Annotated in this window: 26 protein-coding genes and 1 pseudogene; 12 read left to right on the top strand and 15 right to left on the bottom strand. The window is 47.1% G+C overall.

Annotated features, from left to right (window positions below; all coding sequences use genetic code 11):
- Nucleotides 1-29: 29 nt before the first annotated feature.
- Genes H9Q79_RS11785 through H9Q79_RS11805 form a run of 5 tightly spaced genes read left to right on the top strand, consistent with a single transcriptional unit; the run spans nt 30 to nt 2047 of the window.
- A complete protein-coding gene (locus tag H9Q79_RS11785; RefSeq protein WP_118648886.1) occupies nt 30-371 on the top strand; it encodes a transposase in 342 nt (113 codons plus the stop codon).
- Complete coding sequence (locus H9Q79_RS11790) at nt 368-1276, top strand: IS3 family transposase (protein ID WP_118648884.1); 909 nt, start codon at nt 368-370, stop codon at nt 1274-1276. Before H9Q79_RS11785 ends, H9Q79_RS11790 begins: the two co-directional genes overlap by 4 nt.
- 23 nt (nt 1277-1299) lie before the next feature.
- On the top strand, nt 1300-1476 hold the full coding sequence (locus tag H9Q79_RS11795; protein WP_249329748.1) for a hypothetical protein: 177 nt from the start codon (nt 1300-1302) through the stop codon (nt 1474-1476).
- The gene (locus H9Q79_RS11800; RefSeq protein ID WP_004607965.1) at nt 1473-1685 is read left to right on the top strand and encodes a transposon-transfer assisting family protein; all 213 of its coding nucleotides are present in this window, start codon (nt 1473-1475) and stop codon (nt 1683-1685) included. The genes H9Q79_RS11795 and H9Q79_RS11800 overlap by 4 nt, the downstream gene beginning before the upstream one ends.
- Nucleotides 1682-2047 carry a cysteine-rich VLP domain-containing protein gene (locus tag H9Q79_RS11805; RefSeq protein ID WP_002585089.1) on the top strand — a complete coding sequence of 122 codons (366 nt, stop codon included), beginning with the start codon at nt 1682-1684 and terminating at the stop codon, nt 2045-2047. The genes H9Q79_RS11800 and H9Q79_RS11805 overlap by 4 nt, the downstream gene beginning before the upstream one ends.
- Before the next feature lie 177 nt (nt 2048-2224).
- On the opposite strand, the gene H9Q79_RS11810 is transcribed toward H9Q79_RS11805, so the two are convergent.
- From H9Q79_RS11810 to H9Q79_RS11825, 4 genes are all read right to left on the bottom strand, one after another.
- Nucleotides 2225-2476, bottom strand: a complete 252-nt coding sequence (locus H9Q79_RS11810; protein ID WP_002585088.1) for a helix-turn-helix domain-containing protein — start codon at nt 2474-2476, stop codon at nt 2225-2227.
- A gap of 63 nt (nt 2477-2539) precedes the next feature.
- A complete protein-coding gene (locus H9Q79_RS11815; RefSeq protein ID WP_002585087.1) occupies nt 2540-3886 on the bottom strand; it encodes a relaxase/mobilization nuclease domain-containing protein in 1347 nt (448 codons plus the stop codon).
- Entirely contained in the window at nt 3847-4176 is a 330-nt protein-coding gene (locus tag H9Q79_RS11820) for a plasmid mobilization protein (RefSeq protein ID WP_002585086.1), read from the bottom strand. The genes H9Q79_RS11815 and H9Q79_RS11820 overlap by 40 nt, the downstream gene beginning before the upstream one ends.
- A 267-nt stretch (nt 4177-4443) precedes the next feature.
- Complete coding sequence (locus tag H9Q79_RS11825; RefSeq protein WP_002569186.1) at nt 4444-4797, bottom strand: helix-turn-helix transcriptional regulator; 354 nt, start codon at nt 4795-4797, stop codon at nt 4444-4446.
- A gap of 384 nt (nt 4798-5181) precedes the next feature.
- Here H9Q79_RS11825 and H9Q79_RS11830 point away from each other — a divergent pair, with 384 nt between their 5' ends.
- The 7 genes from H9Q79_RS11830 to H9Q79_RS11860 all read left to right on the top strand — a co-directional run bounded on the left by H9Q79_RS11830 (nt 5182) and on the right by H9Q79_RS11860 (nt 10015).
- Nucleotides 5182-5361: a cysteine-rich KTR domain-containing protein gene (locus H9Q79_RS11830; RefSeq protein WP_002588768.1), complete on the top strand. Its 180-nt coding sequence runs from the start codon at nt 5182-5184 to the stop codon at nt 5359-5361.
- Between the two features lie 23 nt (nt 5362-5384).
- Entirely contained in the window at nt 5385-6374 is a 990-nt protein-coding gene (gene rlmN / locus H9Q79_RS11835; protein ID WP_002569187.1) for a 23S rRNA (adenine(2503)-C(2))-methyltransferase RlmN, read from the top strand.
- A 250-nt stretch (nt 6375-6624) separates the two neighbouring features.
- Entirely contained in the window at nt 6625-6810 is a 186-nt protein-coding gene (locus tag H9Q79_RS11840) for a hypothetical protein (protein ID WP_009243795.1), read from the top strand.
- Between the two features lie 101 nt (nt 6811-6911).
- Nucleotides 6912-7352, top strand: a complete 441-nt coding sequence (locus H9Q79_RS11845) for an RNA polymerase sigma factor (protein WP_002569188.1) — start codon at nt 6912-6914, stop codon at nt 7350-7352.
- Nucleotides 7333-7593, top strand: a complete 261-nt coding sequence (locus tag H9Q79_RS11850) for a helix-turn-helix domain-containing protein (protein ID WP_002569189.1) — start codon at nt 7333-7335, stop codon at nt 7591-7593. Before H9Q79_RS11845 ends, H9Q79_RS11850 begins: the two co-directional genes overlap by 20 nt.
- Before the next feature lie 417 nt (nt 7594-8010).
- Nucleotides 8011-8238, top strand: coding sequence for a TnpW family protein (locus H9Q79_RS11855; protein ID WP_004613661.1), 228 nt, complete (start codon nt 8011-8013; stop codon nt 8236-8238).
- A 100-nt stretch (nt 8239-8338) separates the two neighbouring features.
- A complete protein-coding gene (locus H9Q79_RS11860; RefSeq protein ID WP_002569190.1) occupies nt 8339-10015 on the top strand; it encodes a recombinase family protein in 1677 nt (558 codons plus the stop codon).
- Between the two features lie 63 nt (nt 10016-10078).
- On the opposite strand, the pseudogene H9Q79_RS11865 reads toward H9Q79_RS11860, so the two are convergent.
- The 11 genes and pseudogenes from H9Q79_RS11865 to H9Q79_RS11915 all read right to left on the bottom strand — a co-directional run.
- Nucleotides 10079-10270 (bottom strand): annotated as a pseudogene (locus H9Q79_RS11865) (recombinase family protein); the annotation flags it as partial.
- A gap of 54 nt (nt 10271-10324) precedes the next feature.
- Nucleotides 10325-10516 carry a hypothetical protein gene (locus tag H9Q79_RS11870; protein ID WP_002596259.1) on the bottom strand — a complete coding sequence of 64 codons (192 nt, stop codon included), beginning with the start codon at nt 10514-10516 and terminating at the stop codon, nt 10325-10327.
- 70 nt (nt 10517-10586) lie between these two features.
- Nucleotides 10587-10817 carry a YdbC family protein gene (locus H9Q79_RS11875; protein ID WP_002596258.1) on the bottom strand — a complete coding sequence of 77 codons (231 nt, stop codon included), beginning with the start codon at nt 10815-10817 and terminating at the stop codon, nt 10587-10589.
- A 45-nt stretch (nt 10818-10862) separates the two neighbouring features.
- Nucleotides 10863-11717: a ParB/RepB/Spo0J family partition protein gene (locus H9Q79_RS11880; protein WP_002596257.1), complete on the bottom strand. Its 855-nt coding sequence runs from the start codon at nt 11715-11717 to the stop codon at nt 10863-10865.
- An 8-nt stretch (nt 11718-11725) separates the two neighbouring features.
- Entirely contained in the window at nt 11726-12691 is a 966-nt protein-coding gene (gene mobV / locus H9Q79_RS11885; protein WP_002596256.1) for a MobV family relaxase, read from the bottom strand.
- A 6-nt stretch (nt 12692-12697) separates the two neighbouring features.
- Nucleotides 12698-12877, bottom strand: coding sequence for a hypothetical protein (locus H9Q79_RS11890; protein ID WP_004613323.1), 180 nt, complete (start codon nt 12875-12877; stop codon nt 12698-12700).
- A gap of 330 nt (nt 12878-13207) precedes the next feature.
- Nucleotides 13208-14239: an AAA family ATPase gene (locus H9Q79_RS11895; RefSeq protein WP_002596255.1), complete on the bottom strand. Its 1032-nt coding sequence runs from the start codon at nt 14237-14239 to the stop codon at nt 13208-13210.
- A 155-nt stretch (nt 14240-14394) separates the two neighbouring features.
- Nucleotides 14395-14868, bottom strand: coding sequence for an RNA polymerase sigma factor (locus H9Q79_RS11900; protein ID WP_002596254.1), 474 nt, complete (start codon nt 14866-14868; stop codon nt 14395-14397).
- Nucleotides 14869-14944: 76 nt separating this feature from the next.
- Nucleotides 14945-15376 (bottom strand): RNA polymerase sigma factor, encoded by a 432-nt coding sequence (locus tag H9Q79_RS11905; protein ID WP_002596253.1) that lies wholly within the window; start codon nt 15374-15376, stop codon nt 14945-14947.
- Nucleotides 15377-15471: 95 nt separating this feature from the next.
- Nucleotides 15472-15981, bottom strand: coding sequence for a sigma-70 family RNA polymerase sigma factor (locus H9Q79_RS11910; RefSeq protein ID WP_002596252.1), 510 nt, complete (start codon nt 15979-15981; stop codon nt 15472-15474).
- A 490-nt stretch (nt 15982-16471) separates the two neighbouring features.
- Complete coding sequence (locus H9Q79_RS11915; RefSeq protein ID WP_008724758.1) at nt 16472-16645, bottom strand: cysteine-rich KTR domain-containing protein; 174 nt, start codon at nt 16643-16645, stop codon at nt 16472-16474.
- Between the last annotated feature and the right edge of the window lie 43 nt (nt 16646-16688).

Below are 16688 nucleotides of genomic sequence, written 5' to 3' on the forward strand. Positions count from 1 at the left end.
ATAATAAAGAGAATAAGGAGGAACTCTCAATGTCACGTACTCAACGTAAATACGACCACGAATATAAGATCCAGGCTGTCAAACTTGCCAGAGAAATCGGCGGTGCTAAGGCAGCCAAAGAATTAGGTATTCCAGAAGGAACCATCCATACATGGCTGAAAGCAGTTAGAGCCGGTACATTGGATATTGGCGACGGTGCACATACTCCAGAAAGTGCCATGAGTCTCGCTGAGGAACTTGCTATGCTCCGCAAACGTGTTAAGGATCAGGATAAAGAAATCCGGCGTCTAAAAGAGGAAAATGAATTTCTCGAGGAAGCAAGTGCTTTTTTCGCAGCCAGCCGTCGGAAGTCAGCAAGAACCAAAGAATGATGTTCATTGCCATAAAAACGGAAGACGGCGCGATTAAGGGAAAACTCTCATTCTATTGCCGGATGCTTGGTGTCAGCCGCCAGGGGTTCTACAAATATCTTGCTAATAAAGACCGGCCCTGGAAATATCAGGATCTCGCTGATGCTATGATAGCAATCCATACTGAAGATGAATACAATGATACATATGGGCGCATTCGCATGTATCAGGCACTTCTCCTTAAGAAACCGGAAGGACTCAAGATTCCCAGTGAGCGAACCGTCTACAGGGTCATGGATGAAATAGGCCTTAGTCATCAACCAAAGCGTAAGCCGAATGGTATTACCAAGGCTGATCGGGAAGCTCGTAAGTCAGATGATCTTCTGAAGCGAGATTTCAAATCCGACAAGCCACTTGAAAAATGTGTAACTGACATTACAGAAATCAAGGCTAAAGATGGGAAACTGTATGTTTCAGCTATCTTTGACTGCTTTGATTCCGGTGTCCTTGGTCTGGCAATGGAAACCAACATGAAAGCAACGTTGTGTGAGCATACCCTGGATAATGCCTATCTGGCATATCCTGATCTGCGAGGGGCTATTGTACACTCTGACAGAGGAACACAATATACCAGTGAAACTTATCGTAAGGCTCTTGCTAAATACGGTATTATTCAAAGCATGAACAGTGCTGGTGGCAGGTGCCACGATAATGCCCGATGCGAAAGCATGTGGGCCAGAATGAAAAGTGAGCTTCTCTATGACCGCTACAATACGGAGACTATGACCATAGAGGAACTGAAGGTTCTCATTTGGAGATACTTCATCAGTTACTGGAATAACAGGAGGATCTGCTCTGCCAACGGTGGGCTTCCTCCGATAATTAAGCGACAGAGATACTACCAATCTCTGGAACAGGCTGCATAGGCAGTGATATCTTTGAGATAAATGTGTCAACCAATATTGACAATATCAGGACGTATGCGCTGATTGACAAGGGGGAGAACCGGGACAGGGAGATAAGGAAGCCCCGCCCCTCTATCCGGGCGCAGCTTAAAGCAGACAAGGCAAAGACCGCCCCGAAAAAGGCGGCGGCAAAAACAAAAAATCACGATATGGAGGTATGAGCATGATTAGACTGACTGTTGAAGAAACAAACCTTTTGAGCATTTACAACGAGGGCGGCAAGCGGGCTTTGATTGAGAATGTCAACGCCGCGCTGCCCTACATGGACGCGGATATGCGGGAGCTTGCAAAGCGCACCCTTTCCAAAGTGGACGCTTTGACCGAAGCGGAATTTGCAGAGCTTCCCATTTACGCCGCTGATGAAGTATGAACGGGGTTAAGCGGCTGACGCCGCCCCAGAGCCGGAAAGTCAACGCCCTTGTGCGCCGGACGTGCTGCAATTATGATAACGGGAACTGTATCTTACTGGACGACGGGGACGAGTGCGTATGTCCGCAGCTCATTTCCTATTCGCTTCTCTGCAAGTGGTTCCGGGTTGCGGTGCTTCCCGCCGACAGGCTGCTTTATGCGGAGCTTTACCAGACAGGGGATAAGAAGAAATGTACCGAGTGCGGCGCGTTCTTTGCGTCAACCTCTAACAGTGTCAAATACTGCCCCGTCTGCCGGAAACGTATCACCCGCAGACAAGCCGCCGAGCGCATGAGGAAAAGACGCGCCCCTGTTACGCAGTAGGCGCGGAAAATCCCTTGATTTACAGGGCTTTCCGGGCGTGAAAATCGGATAGGCGATACTTTATACCTTTACCCCCAAAAATGGCGTTCTACTGCGTAACATTCACGAAAACAGCACCCATAAAAAGACAGGGCGCGGAAGTCATATACTGGCTTCCGCGCCCTGTTCTTTTTTTGCCTATCTGACATTTCCCTTTTCCATTTCTTCAAGCGGGAACTGCGGGAGGGCTTCTATCAGCTTCTTTGTGATGGACTGGCGCATATCTTCGTTGATTTCCTGTTTCGTGCTTCCGTCCGGCTGTCTGACCGCTACCGTCGATAGCCTGTCGATTTCGTCCTTGTAGCACTCCACGACTTTCTCCACCGCCCATTTTTCCCCGGCAACGGCGGCGCGTATGGTTTCATATTCCGGCATTTTCTGGTTTTCCATGCTCAACGCTCCTCTGCTTTTTGATAGCCCTATCATAGCACAGCGGCGGGGATTTTGCTATCCTTATCCGCGCTCTGTTCCCTTTTCCCGTTCCGGCTGCCTGTCTGCCTGTAAAATGCTGTCAATGTTCTGCTTGATAATATCGTATTCCCGGACTTTCTTTTTCAGCTTCCCATAGTCGGCATAAAGGGCTTCTTTCTGCGCTTGGAGGGCTTCATATTCCGATTGCAGCGCGGCAAGGTTCGGGAGCTTTGCAATGCCCGCCGCTTTCAGCGACCTTGCGGCGGCTTCATGTAGGATAATCGCCTGTTCCTGTCCGGCGCGGTACTTCTCCCTGTTCCTTGCCTTGCGGTATGCGTCATAGACGGGCTTTGTCTTTTGGTAGGTGGAAACATTCTTGATAAGCACCGCCATGTCCGCAAGCCGCTTTTCCGCGTCCTTCAATGCGTCTGCCGCCTGTCCGCTTTCCGCTGCCATTTCTTCAATCCGGCTGACTAAATCCGCGTACTGTTCAATCTTATGTTCCGTCAAGAAATTCATGGTCTTTGCTGCCTGTTTCAGATTGTGGATTTTCGCCCACTGTTCATAGCCCTTACTCTGCGCCGCCTTGATACTGTTCTCAATGTCGATAAGCAGCGAAACGCCGCGCTGCTCTCTGGGGGCTTTCGCCGCCTTTGCCCGTCTGCCCGCTATCCGTTCCCTTATGGCTTCCTCTGTATAATCCGCGCCGAGGGTTTTAAGACGGGTGAAGCGTTCCTGTCCGGGGGCGCGGCATGACACATATTTCCCCGGCTTTATCTCATAGCCCGCCGCCTGTAACCGCTGCAACAATTCCTCAAAACTGGAAACTTGGGGGATAAGCGCGTCAACGGCAATCTTTAGCTTGCCTTTCCAACTTGTACCCGTCTTTTCTGCCTGGTACTCCGCATAGCTCTTTCCCTTGCTGCCCTTGCCGGGAACGACGACGGACAAGCCATTTTCCCGACACAGCTTGTCGCTCATGTTCCGTATGCCGTAATAGCTCCTTTTGTTGGAATTATATTTGCGGTGGTCTACGAAATTTACGGCGCAGAAAATAATGTGATTGTGGACGTGTCCTTTGTCAATGTGCGTCGTGAGTACATATTCATGCTGCCCCTTTGTTACCGCGTCGGCAAGCTGCTTTCCGATTTCATGGGCTTTCTGATAATCGACTTCCCCCGGCTCAAAGGACTGTATCAGATGAAAGGCTAAATTGTTCCCCTTTTGGAGTGCTTGGGACAAGGTATATTCAAATTCAATATCTGCCGTTTCATAGGAGCAGCCGAAAGAGGACACAAGCATTTTTCCGTCCGTCTTGTCCGGGTTTTCGATATAGTCAAGGGCTTTGCTTAGAGTGCTTTTAATAGGCTTAATCTTTGTAACCGCCATATCTCCGCAAGCACCCCCTTTATTTCCTCTATGTCCTCTTGGTATGCGTTCCCCGTCGCGTTTACGCGGCGTGCTATCTGGTTGACGTTGACACCGATTTTCTGTATCTCTGCGGTCATTGCCTTTATATCGGCATGGTCTATCTGAATGATATACCCGTCAATGGCAATCTTCCGCAGATATGCCGCCATGTTCCGGGTGGGTACGAGCTTCATTTTTTCCAGTATTAAATCCCGTTCCGCTTCCGTCACTCTGAATTTGATTTGCACCGTTCTTTTGCGTCCGTTCATGTATTCGCTCCTTTCCTTTCCGTTCCGAGGGTTTGGGACACTTCCCAACAAGCAATTTTCAACCGACGCGCCGCAGCGCGGGAGGGGAAAATACGGAAGTGGGTACCCGCTTCCTATGCTTGCTACGAATGTTTTTATCCTTTAGGCTCTTATCACCTACTACGGAGAAAAAGCGATTTTGCCAAACTTACGCAAAAGAAAAACGCTGCAACCTCAAAAAAGATTACAACGCTTTCTAAATCCTGTTCAGTTTTAAGTCGGACATTCCTATTCGCCCTCTTTTTCGACTTCGGAAATCTCCTTTGCCGTTGCGGTTACAATCCGTATGCCTGTATCGCTCATACCGTCAAGAAGCGCGTCAAGCTGCCGCCGCTGCGTGTTCTTCTCCGGCGGCGTTTCTAAAAGGAATTGGTCTACGGATATATGGTAACGCTGTATCAGCTCAAAGAATATCTGTAAACTTGGGTGCTGCCCCTTGTTCTCAATGTTCGCAAGGTAGCGCGGCGAGATAAACATTTCGTCGCCTACTTTCTTGCGGCTCTCCTTGCATCCCTCACGCGCTGCCTTTATCGCTGCCCCAAAAGCCTTAAAGTCGTATCGTGGTACTGGTCTTTTTGCCATAGTTATTCACCCTATTACATTTTACTGTTCCCCTTTCTTCTTGGATATGTCTATGTAGTTCTATCAGTTAGCCAAAATAATTCATATATATATATGTTGACAACAAGCTGCTTTTGTATATAATATTATATAAAAGGGGGGGAATGTTTATGTTACATAGCATGCGTATTCGATAAGCATTGAAATCAAAAAAGATTTTTCCCATTTTCAATATGGGCTTTTTTGTCATGCTTATTTTGCGTATGCTATACAACAAAACTAACGACGTATAGACATAGTATAAAAACTATGCCTTAATTTTGTTGTAGTATTATATGTATAAATGCAGGTCAATGCTCATGTTGAGAATTGACCTGCATTTTTTTGCGCAAAAGGAGAAATATTATGCTTGAAAAATATTGGATAAAATGTCCAATTTGTAACGGAAAGACGAGGGTTCAAGTATTTTATAATACGGTATTAAGAAATTTTCCTCTTTTCTGCCCTAAATGTAAATTAACGCATATCGTTGATGTTGAAAAACTAGAAATCATAATCAAAAACTCTGAAAAACAAACTTTTTAATTTTGAAAAGGAAGGATATTTAAATGAAACACTTACCTAAAAGTACACCTACGGAAATATTGAATGACCCATACGGATTTACTTACAAAGAAATGTCGGAAGTAATTGGAGAGGATAAAGCAAGAGCCTTATATACGGAATTGTATAAACAGCCATTTCACAAAGAAAATCTATCAATATCAACAAAAAAAGTCTATAAAAGTAGCGATACTGAAAAGTATGTTTATGAATTGAAAGATAACAGGTATATTGAAACGGTTTTTATTAAACGGCGAGATGGTGGGACTGTTTGCGTAAGTACGCAAGTTGGTTGTTCTGTTGGCTGTATTTTTTGTGAGTCCGGACGCAATGGTTTTGTTCGTAATCTAACACCGTCTGAAATTGTGCAGCAGGTTGTATTGATACGTCAAAAAGTAAATCGTATCGTTTTTATGGGAATGGGAGAACCTTTATTCAATTACGACAACTTGATTGCAGCAATCCATATTCTTCGAGATAGAAATGGACTTAACTTTCCAACCGACGGCATTACCGTATCAACAGTTGGTCCAGTTAATCAATTAAAAAAATTGCGCGAAGAACATCTAAAAATTCAGTTGACAATATCTTTACATGCAGCAACACAGGCTGCGAGAAACTGTATCATTCCTCATATGCACATGTACGCTATTGAAGATGTTGTTAAGCAAGCATTGTCCTATTCTCAAAGGCATAATCGAAAAGTGGTATTTGCGTATTTGCTTTTACCAGGTATAAATGACCGTTCCTCAGATATAAGGCAACTTGCAAAATGGTTTAAGGGCAAAAATGTTATGATTAACGTGCTGCAATACAACCCGACGAGTAATTCAAAAATTAGAGCACCACAAAAACAAGAAATGGTTGCGTTCAAACATCAATTAGAGCAAACAGGACTTGAAGTTACCATGAGAGTTTCTCATGGTAGAGAGATTAAAGCAGCTTGTGGACAGTTAGCTAATACATATAATAAAGCCAAAAAACAACAGAAATAATTTAATTAAAAGAGCCAGACGCACAGACGCAGAGCCGATAATATGCAGTTTGAAATACTGCTGTTATCGGCTCTTTTTTGATTTTAATTTGTGCCCCTAATAACCATATTGGAGCAAAATCAGAACTGTTGCTTGTCGTTCTTTGATTTCCGCAGCAGCTTTGAAAAATCAAAGCCGCCGTTTCTTTTTATCTTCTAATGAAATGACGCGGTATCACTGTTGAAATCGGCGGCTAAAGGAGGTAGCCGCCATGAAGCAAAAAGCATATCGACAAAATCCGACAGTTATTGACTTATCAAAAAAAGCCCGCCCACCACCGGGGGAAACTACGCTTATATATATGAACTGTCTAATCATCTGGATACTGCTTACAATGCCTATGCGCCCGTCCGGGCTTTTCGGACGGGCGCATTTTGTACGTTCAAAAAATTTTTGAAGAAATTTCAAAAAATCTTCGGCGTTTTTGAAAAACGCCGTATTGCCCCGCGAAAAGGGGGGAAGCACCACCAACTTTCCAACGAGAAAGGAGGTGAGAATGTGGAACCTAATAGCAGGGAGTTTTACAAACAGTGTGCTTTTCAGAAGTTTTGTAATACGGTATTGCACAATGAAGCTTGCGACACCCATAGAGAACTTCGCAGACACAAGGCAAAGGAAGTGACCTTTTCCGACATGACCTTAGACGAAGCGCGGCAGCTTCATACGTTTGATGAATATTTCAAACGTGAAGCCGCCGAAACCGTCTTTGAGAAAGCCGGGAAGAAAATCACGCCAAAGCTGCTTCTTGAAGCAATCCGTACTTTGCCGGAAGAAAAGCGCAAAGCCATATTGCTGTATTACTTCGAGGGAATGAACGATACCGAGATTGCGGAGCTGTTCAACACGTCGAGAAGCACGATACAGTACAGGCGGACAAGCTCTTTTGAGAAATTAAGAAAATATCTGGAGGAAAATGCTGATGAATGGGACGAATGGTAACGAACCCGGCTACCCGGAAAATGCCCTTGTTCCTTATCCTGTCATTGTGGCAGCGACAAAGGGCGACCCGGACGCCATGAAGATTGTCTTGCAGCATTTCAGCGGCTACATAGCCCGCCTCTCCATGCGGAAGCTGTACGACGAGCGCGGGAACGTCTATTTTGGCGTAGACCACGACATTCGGGAACGGCTGCAAGCAAAACTGATGATGGCTGTCCTCACCTTTAAGGCAGAGGAATAAACCGCAGCGGCGGCGGGACGCTTTCTCTCTCCCCCTTTTCCGTTCCGCTGCTGACGCGGCAGCAAAGCCATTCTGAACCTTGACAAAGAAAGCGGCGCAAGATAACGGCGGCGCAGCATAGGGCAAATCGGATACGTTCCTTTTGCGCCGAGCCATACGGCGGGTGCGCCATGACACTATCCGGGAGGGATTACCCCGCCCGGACAGCCGAGCGACCAACACCGCGCCGGAAAGCAAGTGTAGCGGCTTGCGGGCGACGACAGCGCAGAATATACAATGATACTTCCTTACAGCCACAGTCCGAGCGTTAAGAGCGTCGCAGGCAATGGGTAGGGCGGCATGAGAACCATGCCGGGGTGAAATTCCCATGAGGTTATGCTAATAACCGTCCGATTAAAGCCTTTGTTTTATTGAATAGTGGACTTGCTGCTATTCATAGACTATATTATATGTTTGCGAAAGAAAGGGGGATTTTCTTTGACGCAAAACCAAACGCCCGTTACCACAACGGAGCATAAAATAGGAAAAGTTACTTACCTTGTATGTTCGTCCGCAAGTGAACGCGCAACGGACACACTGGATAAAAAGATAAAAAAACTCATTCGCAAAGACATGGAACTGAACCCCGCAAACGCCCGGAAATAGGGCGTTTCTTCACATTTTATACATGACACAGGCAGCGGTATGTGGTATAATATAGACAGTACAAATACCATGCTTGTCTGTCGTCGGAAAGGAGGACAAAATGTTACAGACAGACAAGATTACCGCTTTATATTGCAGATTGAGCCAGGAAGATATGCAAGCCGGGGAAAGCGAGAGCATACAGAACCAAAAACTGATTTTACAAAAGTATGCTGACGAACACCACTTTTTCAACACGCGCTTTTTCGTAGACGACGGATTTTCCGGCGTGAGCTTTGAGCGTGAGGGGCTTCAAGCCATGCTGCATGAGGTTGAAGCCGGGAACGTGGCGACCGTCATAACAAAAGACCTTTCCCGTCTGGGACGTAATTATCTGAAAACCGGGGAGCTGATAGAGATTGTCTTTCCCGAATATGAAGTGCGCTACATTGCCATTAACGACGGTGTAGACACAGCAAGGGAAGATAACGAGTTTACCCCTCTGCGGAACTGGTTCAACGAGTTTTACGCCCGCGACACCTCAAAGAAAATCCGGGCTGTCAAACAGGCAAAGGCGCAGAAAGGCGAGCGCGTCAACGGCGAAGCTCCTTACGGCTACCTTATCGACCCGGATAACCGCAATCATCTGATACCCGACCCGGAAACGGCGCACGTCGTAAAACAGATTTTTGCAATGTATGTACGGGGCGACCGTATGTGTGAAATCCAGAACTGGCTGCGGGACAATGAAATACTGACCGTCGGGGAACTGCGCTACCGCAGGACAGGGAGCAAACGCCACCCCCGCCCACAGCTCAACGCATGGTACAACTGGCCGGATAAGACGCTGTACGACATTCTGACAAGGAAAGAATATTTAGGGCATACCATAACCGGGAAAACCTACAAGGTATCTTATAAGTCGAAAAAGACGAAAAAGAACCCGGAGGAAAAAAGGTATTTCTTCCCCAACACTCACGAACCTTTGATTGATGAAGAAACCTTTGAACTTGCACAGAAGCGGATTGCCACCCGGCAACGCCCGACAAAGGTTGATGAAATTGACCTGTTTTCCGGGCTGCTCTTTTGCGGGGACTGCGGCTACAAAATGTATGCAGTACGCGGAGCCGGGACGCTTGAACGGAAACACGCCTACACTTGCGGCAACTACCGCAACCGGGCAAGAAATGATATGCTCTGCACTACGCATTATATCCGCAAAAGCGTATTGAAAGAACTTGTCCTTGCAGACTTGCAGCGAGTAACGTCTTATGTGAAAGAGCATGAACAGGAGTTTATCGAAACAGCCAACGAGTGCAGCGCAAAGGCAGTACAAAAGACGCTGACACAGCAGCGGAAAGAGCTTGACAAGGCGCAGAACCGTATTAACGAGCTGAACATCTTATTCCGCAAGCTCTACGAGGACAACGCTTTAGGGAAACTTTCAGATGAACAATTTGCTTTTCTGACTTCCGGCTATGATGAAGAAAAAAAGACGCTGACCCGGAGGATTGCGGAGCTGTCACAGGAAATCGACAACGCCACCGAGCGCAGCGCGGACGTAAAAAGGTTTGTCGCACTGGTACGCAGATACACAGCGATTGAAGAACTGACCTACGAAAACGTCCATGAATTTATTGACCGTATTCTTATTCACGAACTGGATAAGGAAACGAACACCCGCAAAATCGAAATCTTTTATAGCTTTGTCGGCAGAGTTGATACAGGTGACAAGCCTACCGAAAGTATCTCCTATTTCAGACAGATAGGAGCCGACGTAAAGAGTTATGCTATCTAACATACATCAAAAAGAGGTAAGATAACACCCTCTGCAAAAAAGGTATCGTTATCTTACCTCAACAAAATTTGTACCAGAGTAACCGTCGTCCACATACGTTTTTGCTAAGTGCCATCCCTGCTTTTTCACATAATCCGTGAGGATGGATTTCTGTGTCGCAATGCTCGCACTCTCGTTATCCGTGCCATCGTCTTTTGACAAGCGGCAGTACATGCCGACTTCATAAATCTTGTTCTCCATTCTTATTCCTGCCATACTGTAAAACCTCCATATCTGTCCTATCTGTTTTCATGTTCCATTGCGTACATTCTAAGCGGACAGCCCCTCATTGTCGAAGGTGTCGCCCTCGGCAATCTTCTTCCGAATATCCTCGGAAATAATCGGGATAAACGCTTCTGTGACTGTCTGCGTGCCGACATATTCACGGCTGATTATCATCTGAACTGGTGCTTTCGGCACGATACGCTTTCTCTTTTTATCTGCTTTCTTATCCTCGCCCATACTTAAATCTTCCTTTCCAGACAGGGCAGGAGAACGTCTGGAAACGCCCCGCCCTGTCAATCAGATACCATCAATCCCCGCTGTTTACTTCTTTCTGTAATGCTTCAAGGAGTGCTGCTGCTTCATCAGCGTTCAACGTGATACCCTTTCCGCACTTCTCACGGTTCGGGGAAAAGCTGCGGATGTCATATTTCGGCTCTCTTCCGTTCCATGAGATAAGATTGATTTCTTTTGTGTAGCCGCTGTCGCCCTTAGACAATACGGCGATTTCCTTTACAATCTCATACTGGATTTCTTTCATTCTTCATACCTCAATTTTCTGCATTTACCTCCCGAAAAGAGAAGATTAGCGGCTGTCCCTGCCCCGTTTCCTCTGCAATTCACGCTCCAAAAGTTTAATGATGGTTTCCTCCATCTGCTTCGGCGTTGTGTTCTTCGGAAAATACTTTTTCAGCTTGCTTGTGTTGATTTTCAAGGTTTCTTTCTGGTTTCCCTTTTCCTCCGTCATAATTGCAAATATCGTATCCATGTCAAGCCGCCCGCTCTGGCTTAGGCTTTTCATCCGCTGTGCCTGTGAGAGTGAGGGCGTTGCTTCTTCGCTCTCCATCGTGGCAAAGAGGTTTTCCTGCTCGTCTTTCTTCAAAAAGGACAGTTCCACCGCAGGCGTGAGGGCGATTTTCCCCTCGTCCACCATCCGCAAAATCGGCGGTATCAGTTCCGTCAAACGGATAAATCTTTGTACGGTCATCCTGCCTACGCCGAAGCCCTGTGCCACCTTGTCGTCCGTCCGCAACTTCGTCACAACTTGTGACGAGGTTAAGTCTGTGCGGAAACCCTGCCGCTTCATGGCTTCGGATTTCATCTTGTAGGCAAACGCCCGCTCTGATGGCAGGATATTCTCACGCTGTAAATTACTGTCTACAAGGGTGATGATGGCTCGGTCACGGTCTAAGGGCAGGACAAACGCAGGCACGGTATTTATCCCTGCAAGTTCAGACGCACGGACACGCCGCTGCCCTGCAATCACTTCATAGCCGTTCCCGTCCTCTTTCGGGCGTGTGATTATCGGCGTGACAATGCCAAATTCCTTGATGCTTTCCGCTAATTCTGACAGCGTTTCATCCTCTGCCACATGAAACGGATTGTCGGGAAACGGGTACAAGTCTTTGGTCTTTAACACCTTAAAATCCTGTTTCTTCATTCACATATCTACCTTTCTTTCGCTCTGCTTTTATGGTTTTTCTGCAATTCTTCCAACACTTCGGGCGGTATCTTTGAGAGCAGCCGCCCCATCTGCTCGTTGGTTCTCTGCAACTCAAATATCTTCTGGTTCGCTTTCTGCACCTTTAGTTCCTGCTCATACTTTTCATCACGCATACGCCCCGCATAGTCTGATTCCTGCCCGATTTGCTCCTTTAGGCTATTGATATAGGCACTCTGCTTACTGATTTCCTTTGAGAATTTCTCCACGTCTGGGAGCCATGCCGCAATCAGTTCCAGAGCCTTGTCACGCTTCTTCCCTGCATTAAAGGCGTTGATGTCGGACAGTGCAGACACAATTTCCTCATACTGTTTATCAAGCCTGCCGCCCAACTTATAGAGCCATGTGGGGACATGTTTCCGCTTCGTTTCCATTGAGGACTGACCTCTTTCAAGCTGATTCCACCGTGAGGACATCCGCTCATGGTAGGCGGTCTGCCATTCGGACAGGCTCTTTTGATTGCCTAAAATTGTTTTGGCAGACAGCTTATTGTCTGGTGTAATCGGCACAAAACAGAGGTGCATATGCGGCGTTCTCTCGTCCATGTGGACGACTGCGGAGAGGATATTTTTCTCCCCGACACGCTCTGAAATGAAATCCAGAGCCATCGTAAAATACGCTTTCTGTTCTTTGGGCGGCAGGCTGTTCATAAATTCTGGCGAAGCCGTGATAAGCGTTTCCACCATCATCACGCTATCTTTCCTCGTCCTGCACCCTGCTTCGGCTACCATGCGGTTAATCTCTTTCTTGTAGGTGTACCTCGGCGGATTCACAAGATGGTAGTTATCTTTCGAGCGTTCCATATCTATATCTGGATTGCTTTTATAGGCTTCTTTTTTACGCTCGTTGTGGCGTTCGCAAGCCGCAACGCCGCCCGCTTTGCGTTTCTGGAAACGCAGGATTGCATAGGGCATAATTCATCATCTTCCTTTCTTCGGCGGGTAAACTGCCCTTTGGGTGACAGCGGTGACGGCGGTGACAGCAGTTTTGGGATACCCCCTACCGACTGCCTCAACTGTCACCCTTATTCCCTGCATGACGGTCATGTCGATGATGACGGTGTTTTTGGAATACCCCCTCGCAAGAGCCGTCACCGTCATGCTGCCATTCTTTTATCCGAAGCGTGGAGCGTAGGATAAGCAGGGCGTAAGACCTGCCATAAGGGAGTCCAGAGGGAACGTCTGGCACACGACTTTGCAGGGCAAAGTGTAGTGTGTTACACCCTGTAAACGCAGTCGGAAAAATCGGAAGGATTTTTCTGACCGCAGGGGTGGTTTTACACGCCGAAAAGGGCGGGTAAATCCTACGCCTGCACTTTGCGTTTACGGGGTGTTCTCCCGCAGGGATGACAGCGGCAGGGTATCCTAAAATCACTGTCACCGCCGTCACCGCTGTCACCCGCAGGGCAGAGTCGCCAGCTTTACACGGCTTTAAGCGTCAATGACAGTAACAGGGGGTATCCCAATATCGCTGTCACCACCGTCACCGCTGTCACCCGCCCGCTTTGCAAGCGAAATCTGCCTGCCGTGTTTTTTGCGGCTGTACTGATAAACGATATGGTTCTCATTTAAAAATGTGGTGCGGTATTCATTGAGCCATTTCGTAATCACCGTGGGTATGGTTTCCGTTTCCCTCATAGCGGCTAACAGCTCCGTTGCCGTGCCTGCCCATTCTTCCTTATCCCTCATAAAATCCACCAACCGAAAAAGGACGTCTGGTATCGTTTCTTTCGCAAGCTGCTCCTGCGTTTTTCTCTCCACAAGTTCCCAACTGCAATCACGGAAACGCAGCGTGTATTCCTGATAGGGCGTGTCCCTGCCCGTCACATACAGCTTGGCGGTGTCGGATGCCCGTTTCTCCTTTTCCAGAACAAAGGTAGCGTCCGCACTCCCCGTTAAGCCTGTCGTCCCAGACACCTTGTTGAACACATCGCTGTCATTCTGCTTTCGGATGTGGTGTACGACAATGACCGCCAATGAATGCCTGTCGGCAAAGTCTTTGATTAGTGAGATGTCCCCATAGTCGCTTGCGTAGGCATTGTCTTTTGAAGCTGTACGGACTTTCTGCAAAGTGTCAATGACAATAAGCCTGCTGTTTGGGTAATCTTTCAGATAATCTTCAAGCTGCACGATAAGACCGTCTGACAGCTTGCAGCTTGCCACGGCAAAGTGAAGCCGCCTGCTCGCTTCGTTCGTCAATCGGAACAGCCTGTCCTGTATACGGCAGAACGTGTCCTCAAGGCAGAGGTAAAGCACGTCGCCCTCCATTGTCGGCATATCCCACAAGGGAAGTCCCTGCGACACGCATAAACATAGCTTCAGCATGAGCCAGCTCTTTCCTATCTTCTGTGAGCCGCAGAACAGCGACAAGCCTGTGGGGATAAGGCTGTCCACCACAAAGGACGGCTTCTCAAGCGGTTCATAAAGGAGCGTTTCGGCGTTGACTGTCTGTAACTTCTGCATGGCTTTCCTCCTTTCGGGCGGTGTTTTTGTTTTCGTTGCACATAGGCGTTGACCTCCTTAAAAATAGATTTACTCCCACGAAGAAAAAGTGAGAGTATGTAATGCCGCCAATCCCACACAAATAAAAAACAGATTTCTTTTTCGGGCGGTGTCGGTCACGGTTGGAGATACTTCCTCATTTCCGCCTTTACTTTCTCCTTTGCAATCGCAACAGATTTCTGTATTGCCGAAGCGGTGCAATGCTCCATAGCGGCGATTTGGTAAAAATTGAACTCATACTCGTAGTAGAGCAGGAAACGCCGCCTTTGTATCTCTGGCAGTCCGTCAACCGCCTTACAGAGCAGTTCTGCCCGTTCTGCCTCAATCATTTGTTCCTCTATGCTCTTAGGCAGCTTCAACGCCCGCCTGTTCAGCGTTTCGTCCCATACTTCCGAAAACTCCCTGTGCCGCTCGTCCCATTGGAGGAGATTCCTGTTCCTGCGTTCCATCTGCCGAAACTCCATAAAGAACTGTTCCGACACTTCCAACTCGTGGGATTTGCCCTGCCCGTCCTTAAAGCTGATAAAATACCTTGTGCCGCTTTCCGTGGATTCCTCCCGAAGCGTGTACGCCTTAACTCTGTATGCCATCCCGCTTGCCTCCTGCAAAAAATAAGTGAGGGGATTTCCATCCCTCACCCAGTAGCCCGCAGGACGGCAGGCTGTTTTAGACGCTATAAAATTTTCGTAGCTTCTTCCGCAGATGGTCTAACCTCGCATAGATGGCACCAGTCGTCAAATGCACGAGCGGGGCAATCTCCTTTGTGGAATACCCCTGCATTTTCAGCAGGACGATTTTCAAGGTACGCCCGTCCACCGCGACTAATACTTGATAGAGATTTTCGCTCTCAATCTCGTCCAGTAACTCCGCAACCGTACCCACTTCCGTCTGCCGCTCCCTGTCTGCCATGTCCTCAAGGTATTCCGCAATGTCATTCGTCCATCGGTAAAACCGCCTGTTGGAATTGAAGTCTGCCCTGTCCGCAATGCGTATCTGCTCAATGGTCGCTTCATCAACGCCGCACTCACGCAGCAGCTTTTCCTCCGCTTCTTTCCAGATACGCCATTTCCTGTCCTCCCGTCCGTGGTTATATGCCATGCTTCTTTTCCTCCAATCAGAATTGATTGAGAGGGCAGAGAAAAACCCCCTCATTTTCCCAAAGGAAAAAACAAGGGGGCTGAACGCCTTAAATTTTAATTTTCTATTATCTTTCTTAGTTTTCTTAGGATTCTGGCTTTGCGTTTGTTCACAACGCTCTGGGTTATGCCGAACCTCGCCCCGACTTCACGCTCAGAAAGTCCGTCAAAAAAGATTGCCTGTATCAATTCCTGTTCACTATCCGACAGCAAAGGCAGGGCGGCTTTCAGCCTGTCCACCATAACCGCATTGACAACGGTTTCCGCAATGTCTGCCGCTTCATCAGCGATAAAGTCTAAAGGCTTCCCCTCGCTGTCCGTAAATCCATCCAGAGAAAGCAGGCTGTTCTTCGTATCTAATTTTTTCAGATAACGCCACCGTTCCTTATCTCGGTAGAAGTCCGTGTATTGCTCCCTCACGACTTCAAGCAGACAGCCTTGAATGGGGATAAACAGCTTGTCCATATAGGTCTGGTCGGATTCCCTGCGGCGGCAGAAATCCGTATAGGACAGTTCCACATATCTGCCGCTTTCCTTGATATATACCTTTCTCGGTGCGTATTTCACTGTAAGTACCTCCCATCTGAATTTTTGAAATGTTCAAAATCCAGATGGAGAGGTGGCGAACGACACCTAACACCACTAATAGCCCTATGGCACTTTCCAACAAAAATCGACAAAAGAAAAACCGCAAAGGCTCTATGACCTTTACGGTTATGGGAAATATTAATTCTGTTGTATGGAGATTGTACTTCTACATTCAAGGCAGGAAGTGCCGTTGCATAGGCAGAAATTTTTTTAACTGGTTTCCTGCCGTTCTCTGATATGCTATGTATTGATAAATTTTGCTTCGTATGAGCAGATAGATAACTGCCCGAAAAAAGGACATAAAAAAATCCCTCCAAATTTAAAAACAAATTCAGAGGGTAATTTAGGGTATAACAAAATAACCCACCCGAATATCGTTTTTTTTATTTGGTGAGTTTGTTCTTTCAAATACGAAACAAAAAGAGCCGATGATTCGTGAATTGTTCCACAATTTCATCGGCTCTGCGTCTTAAGCGTCTGGCTCTTTGATGACAGTTATCTTCAAGTTGTCAACTTTAATCAATCTTTCTTGTCTGCATTTTGGACAATAAAGGGGATAATTCTCCAAAACAGTGTCCTTCCTAATTTTATTACGGGTTTTGTTCCCACAAACAGGACACAATATCCATTCGCATTTCATCATAATTAGTCTCTAATCCTTTCAAATCTCATTTTATATGACTTTT

This window comes from Wansuia hejianensis (genome assembly GCF_014337215.1).
Lineage (GTDB): Bacteria > Bacillota > Clostridia > Lachnospirales > Lachnospiraceae > Scatomonas > Scatomonas hejianensis.

Coding starts and splice junctions, on each gene's coding strand:
- mobV (WP_002596256.1), bottom strand. CDS start 12,691: ATGCCCTATGCAATCCTGCGTTTCCAGAAACGCAAAGCGGGCGGCGTT.
- H9Q79_RS11870 (WP_002596259.1), bottom strand. CDS start 10,516: ATGGGCGAGGATAAGAAAGCAGATAAAAAGAGAAAGCGTATCGTGCCG.
- rlmN (WP_002569187.1), top strand. CDS start 5,385: ATGAAACACTTACCTAAAAGTACACCTACGGAAATATTGAATGACCCA.
- H9Q79_RS11820 (WP_002585086.1), bottom strand. CDS start 4,176: ATGAACGGACGCAAAAGAACGGTGCAAATCAAATTCAGAGTGACGGAA.
- H9Q79_RS11860 (WP_002569190.1), top strand. CDS start 8,339: ATGTTACAGACAGACAAGATTACCGCTTTATATTGCAGATTGAGCCAG.
- H9Q79_RS11875 (WP_002596258.1), bottom strand. CDS start 10,817: ATGAAAGAAATCCAGTATGAGATTGTAAAGGAAATCGCCGTATTGTCT.
- H9Q79_RS11850 (WP_002569189.1), top strand. CDS start 7,333: ATGAATGGGACGAATGGTAACGAACCCGGCTACCCGGAAAATGCCCTT.
- H9Q79_RS11805 (WP_002585089.1), top strand. CDS start 1,682: ATGAACGGGGTTAAGCGGCTGACGCCGCCCCAGAGCCGGAAAGTCAAC.
- H9Q79_RS11825 (WP_002569186.1), bottom strand. CDS start 4,797: ATGGCAAAAAGACCAGTACCACGATACGACTTTAAGGCTTTTGGGGCA.
- H9Q79_RS11785 (WP_118648886.1), top strand. CDS start 30: ATGTCACGTACTCAACGTAAATACGACCACGAATATAAGATCCAGGCT.
- H9Q79_RS11915 (WP_008724758.1), bottom strand. CDS start 16,645: ATGATGAAATGCGAATGGATATTGTGTCCTGTTTGTGGGAACAAAACC.
- H9Q79_RS11900 (WP_002596254.1), bottom strand. CDS start 14,868: ATGGCATACAGAGTTAAGGCGTACACGCTTCGGGAGGAATCCACGGAA.
- H9Q79_RS11830 (WP_002588768.1), top strand. CDS start 5,182: ATGCTTGAAAAATATTGGATAAAATGTCCAATTTGTAACGGAAAGACG.
- H9Q79_RS11815 (WP_002585087.1), bottom strand. CDS start 3,886: ATGGCGGTTACAAAGATTAAGCCTATTAAAAGCACTCTAAGCAAAGCC.
- H9Q79_RS11800 (WP_004607965.1), top strand. CDS start 1,473: ATGAGCATGATTAGACTGACTGTTGAAGAAACAAACCTTTTGAGCATT.
- H9Q79_RS11895 (WP_002596255.1), bottom strand. CDS start 14,239: ATGCAGAAGTTACAGACAGTCAACGCCGAAACGCTCCTTTATGAACCG.
- H9Q79_RS11880 (WP_002596257.1), bottom strand. CDS start 11,717: ATGAAGAAACAGGATTTTAAGGTGTTAAAGACCAAAGACTTGTACCCG.
- H9Q79_RS11840 (WP_009243795.1), top strand. CDS start 6,625: ATGAAGCAAAAAGCATATCGACAAAATCCGACAGTTATTGACTTATCA.
- H9Q79_RS11790 (WP_118648884.1), top strand. CDS start 368: ATGATGTTCATTGCCATAAAAACGGAAGACGGCGCGATTAAGGGAAAA.
- H9Q79_RS11810 (WP_002585088.1), bottom strand. CDS start 2,476: ATGGAAAACCAGAAAATGCCGGAATATGAAACCATACGCGCCGCCGTT.
- H9Q79_RS11905 (WP_002596253.1), bottom strand. CDS start 15,376: ATGGCATATAACCACGGACGGGAGGACAGGAAATGGCGTATCTGGAAA.
- H9Q79_RS11890 (WP_004613323.1), bottom strand. CDS start 12,877: ATGACGGTGACGGCTCTTGCGAGGGGGTATTCCAAAAACACCGTCATC.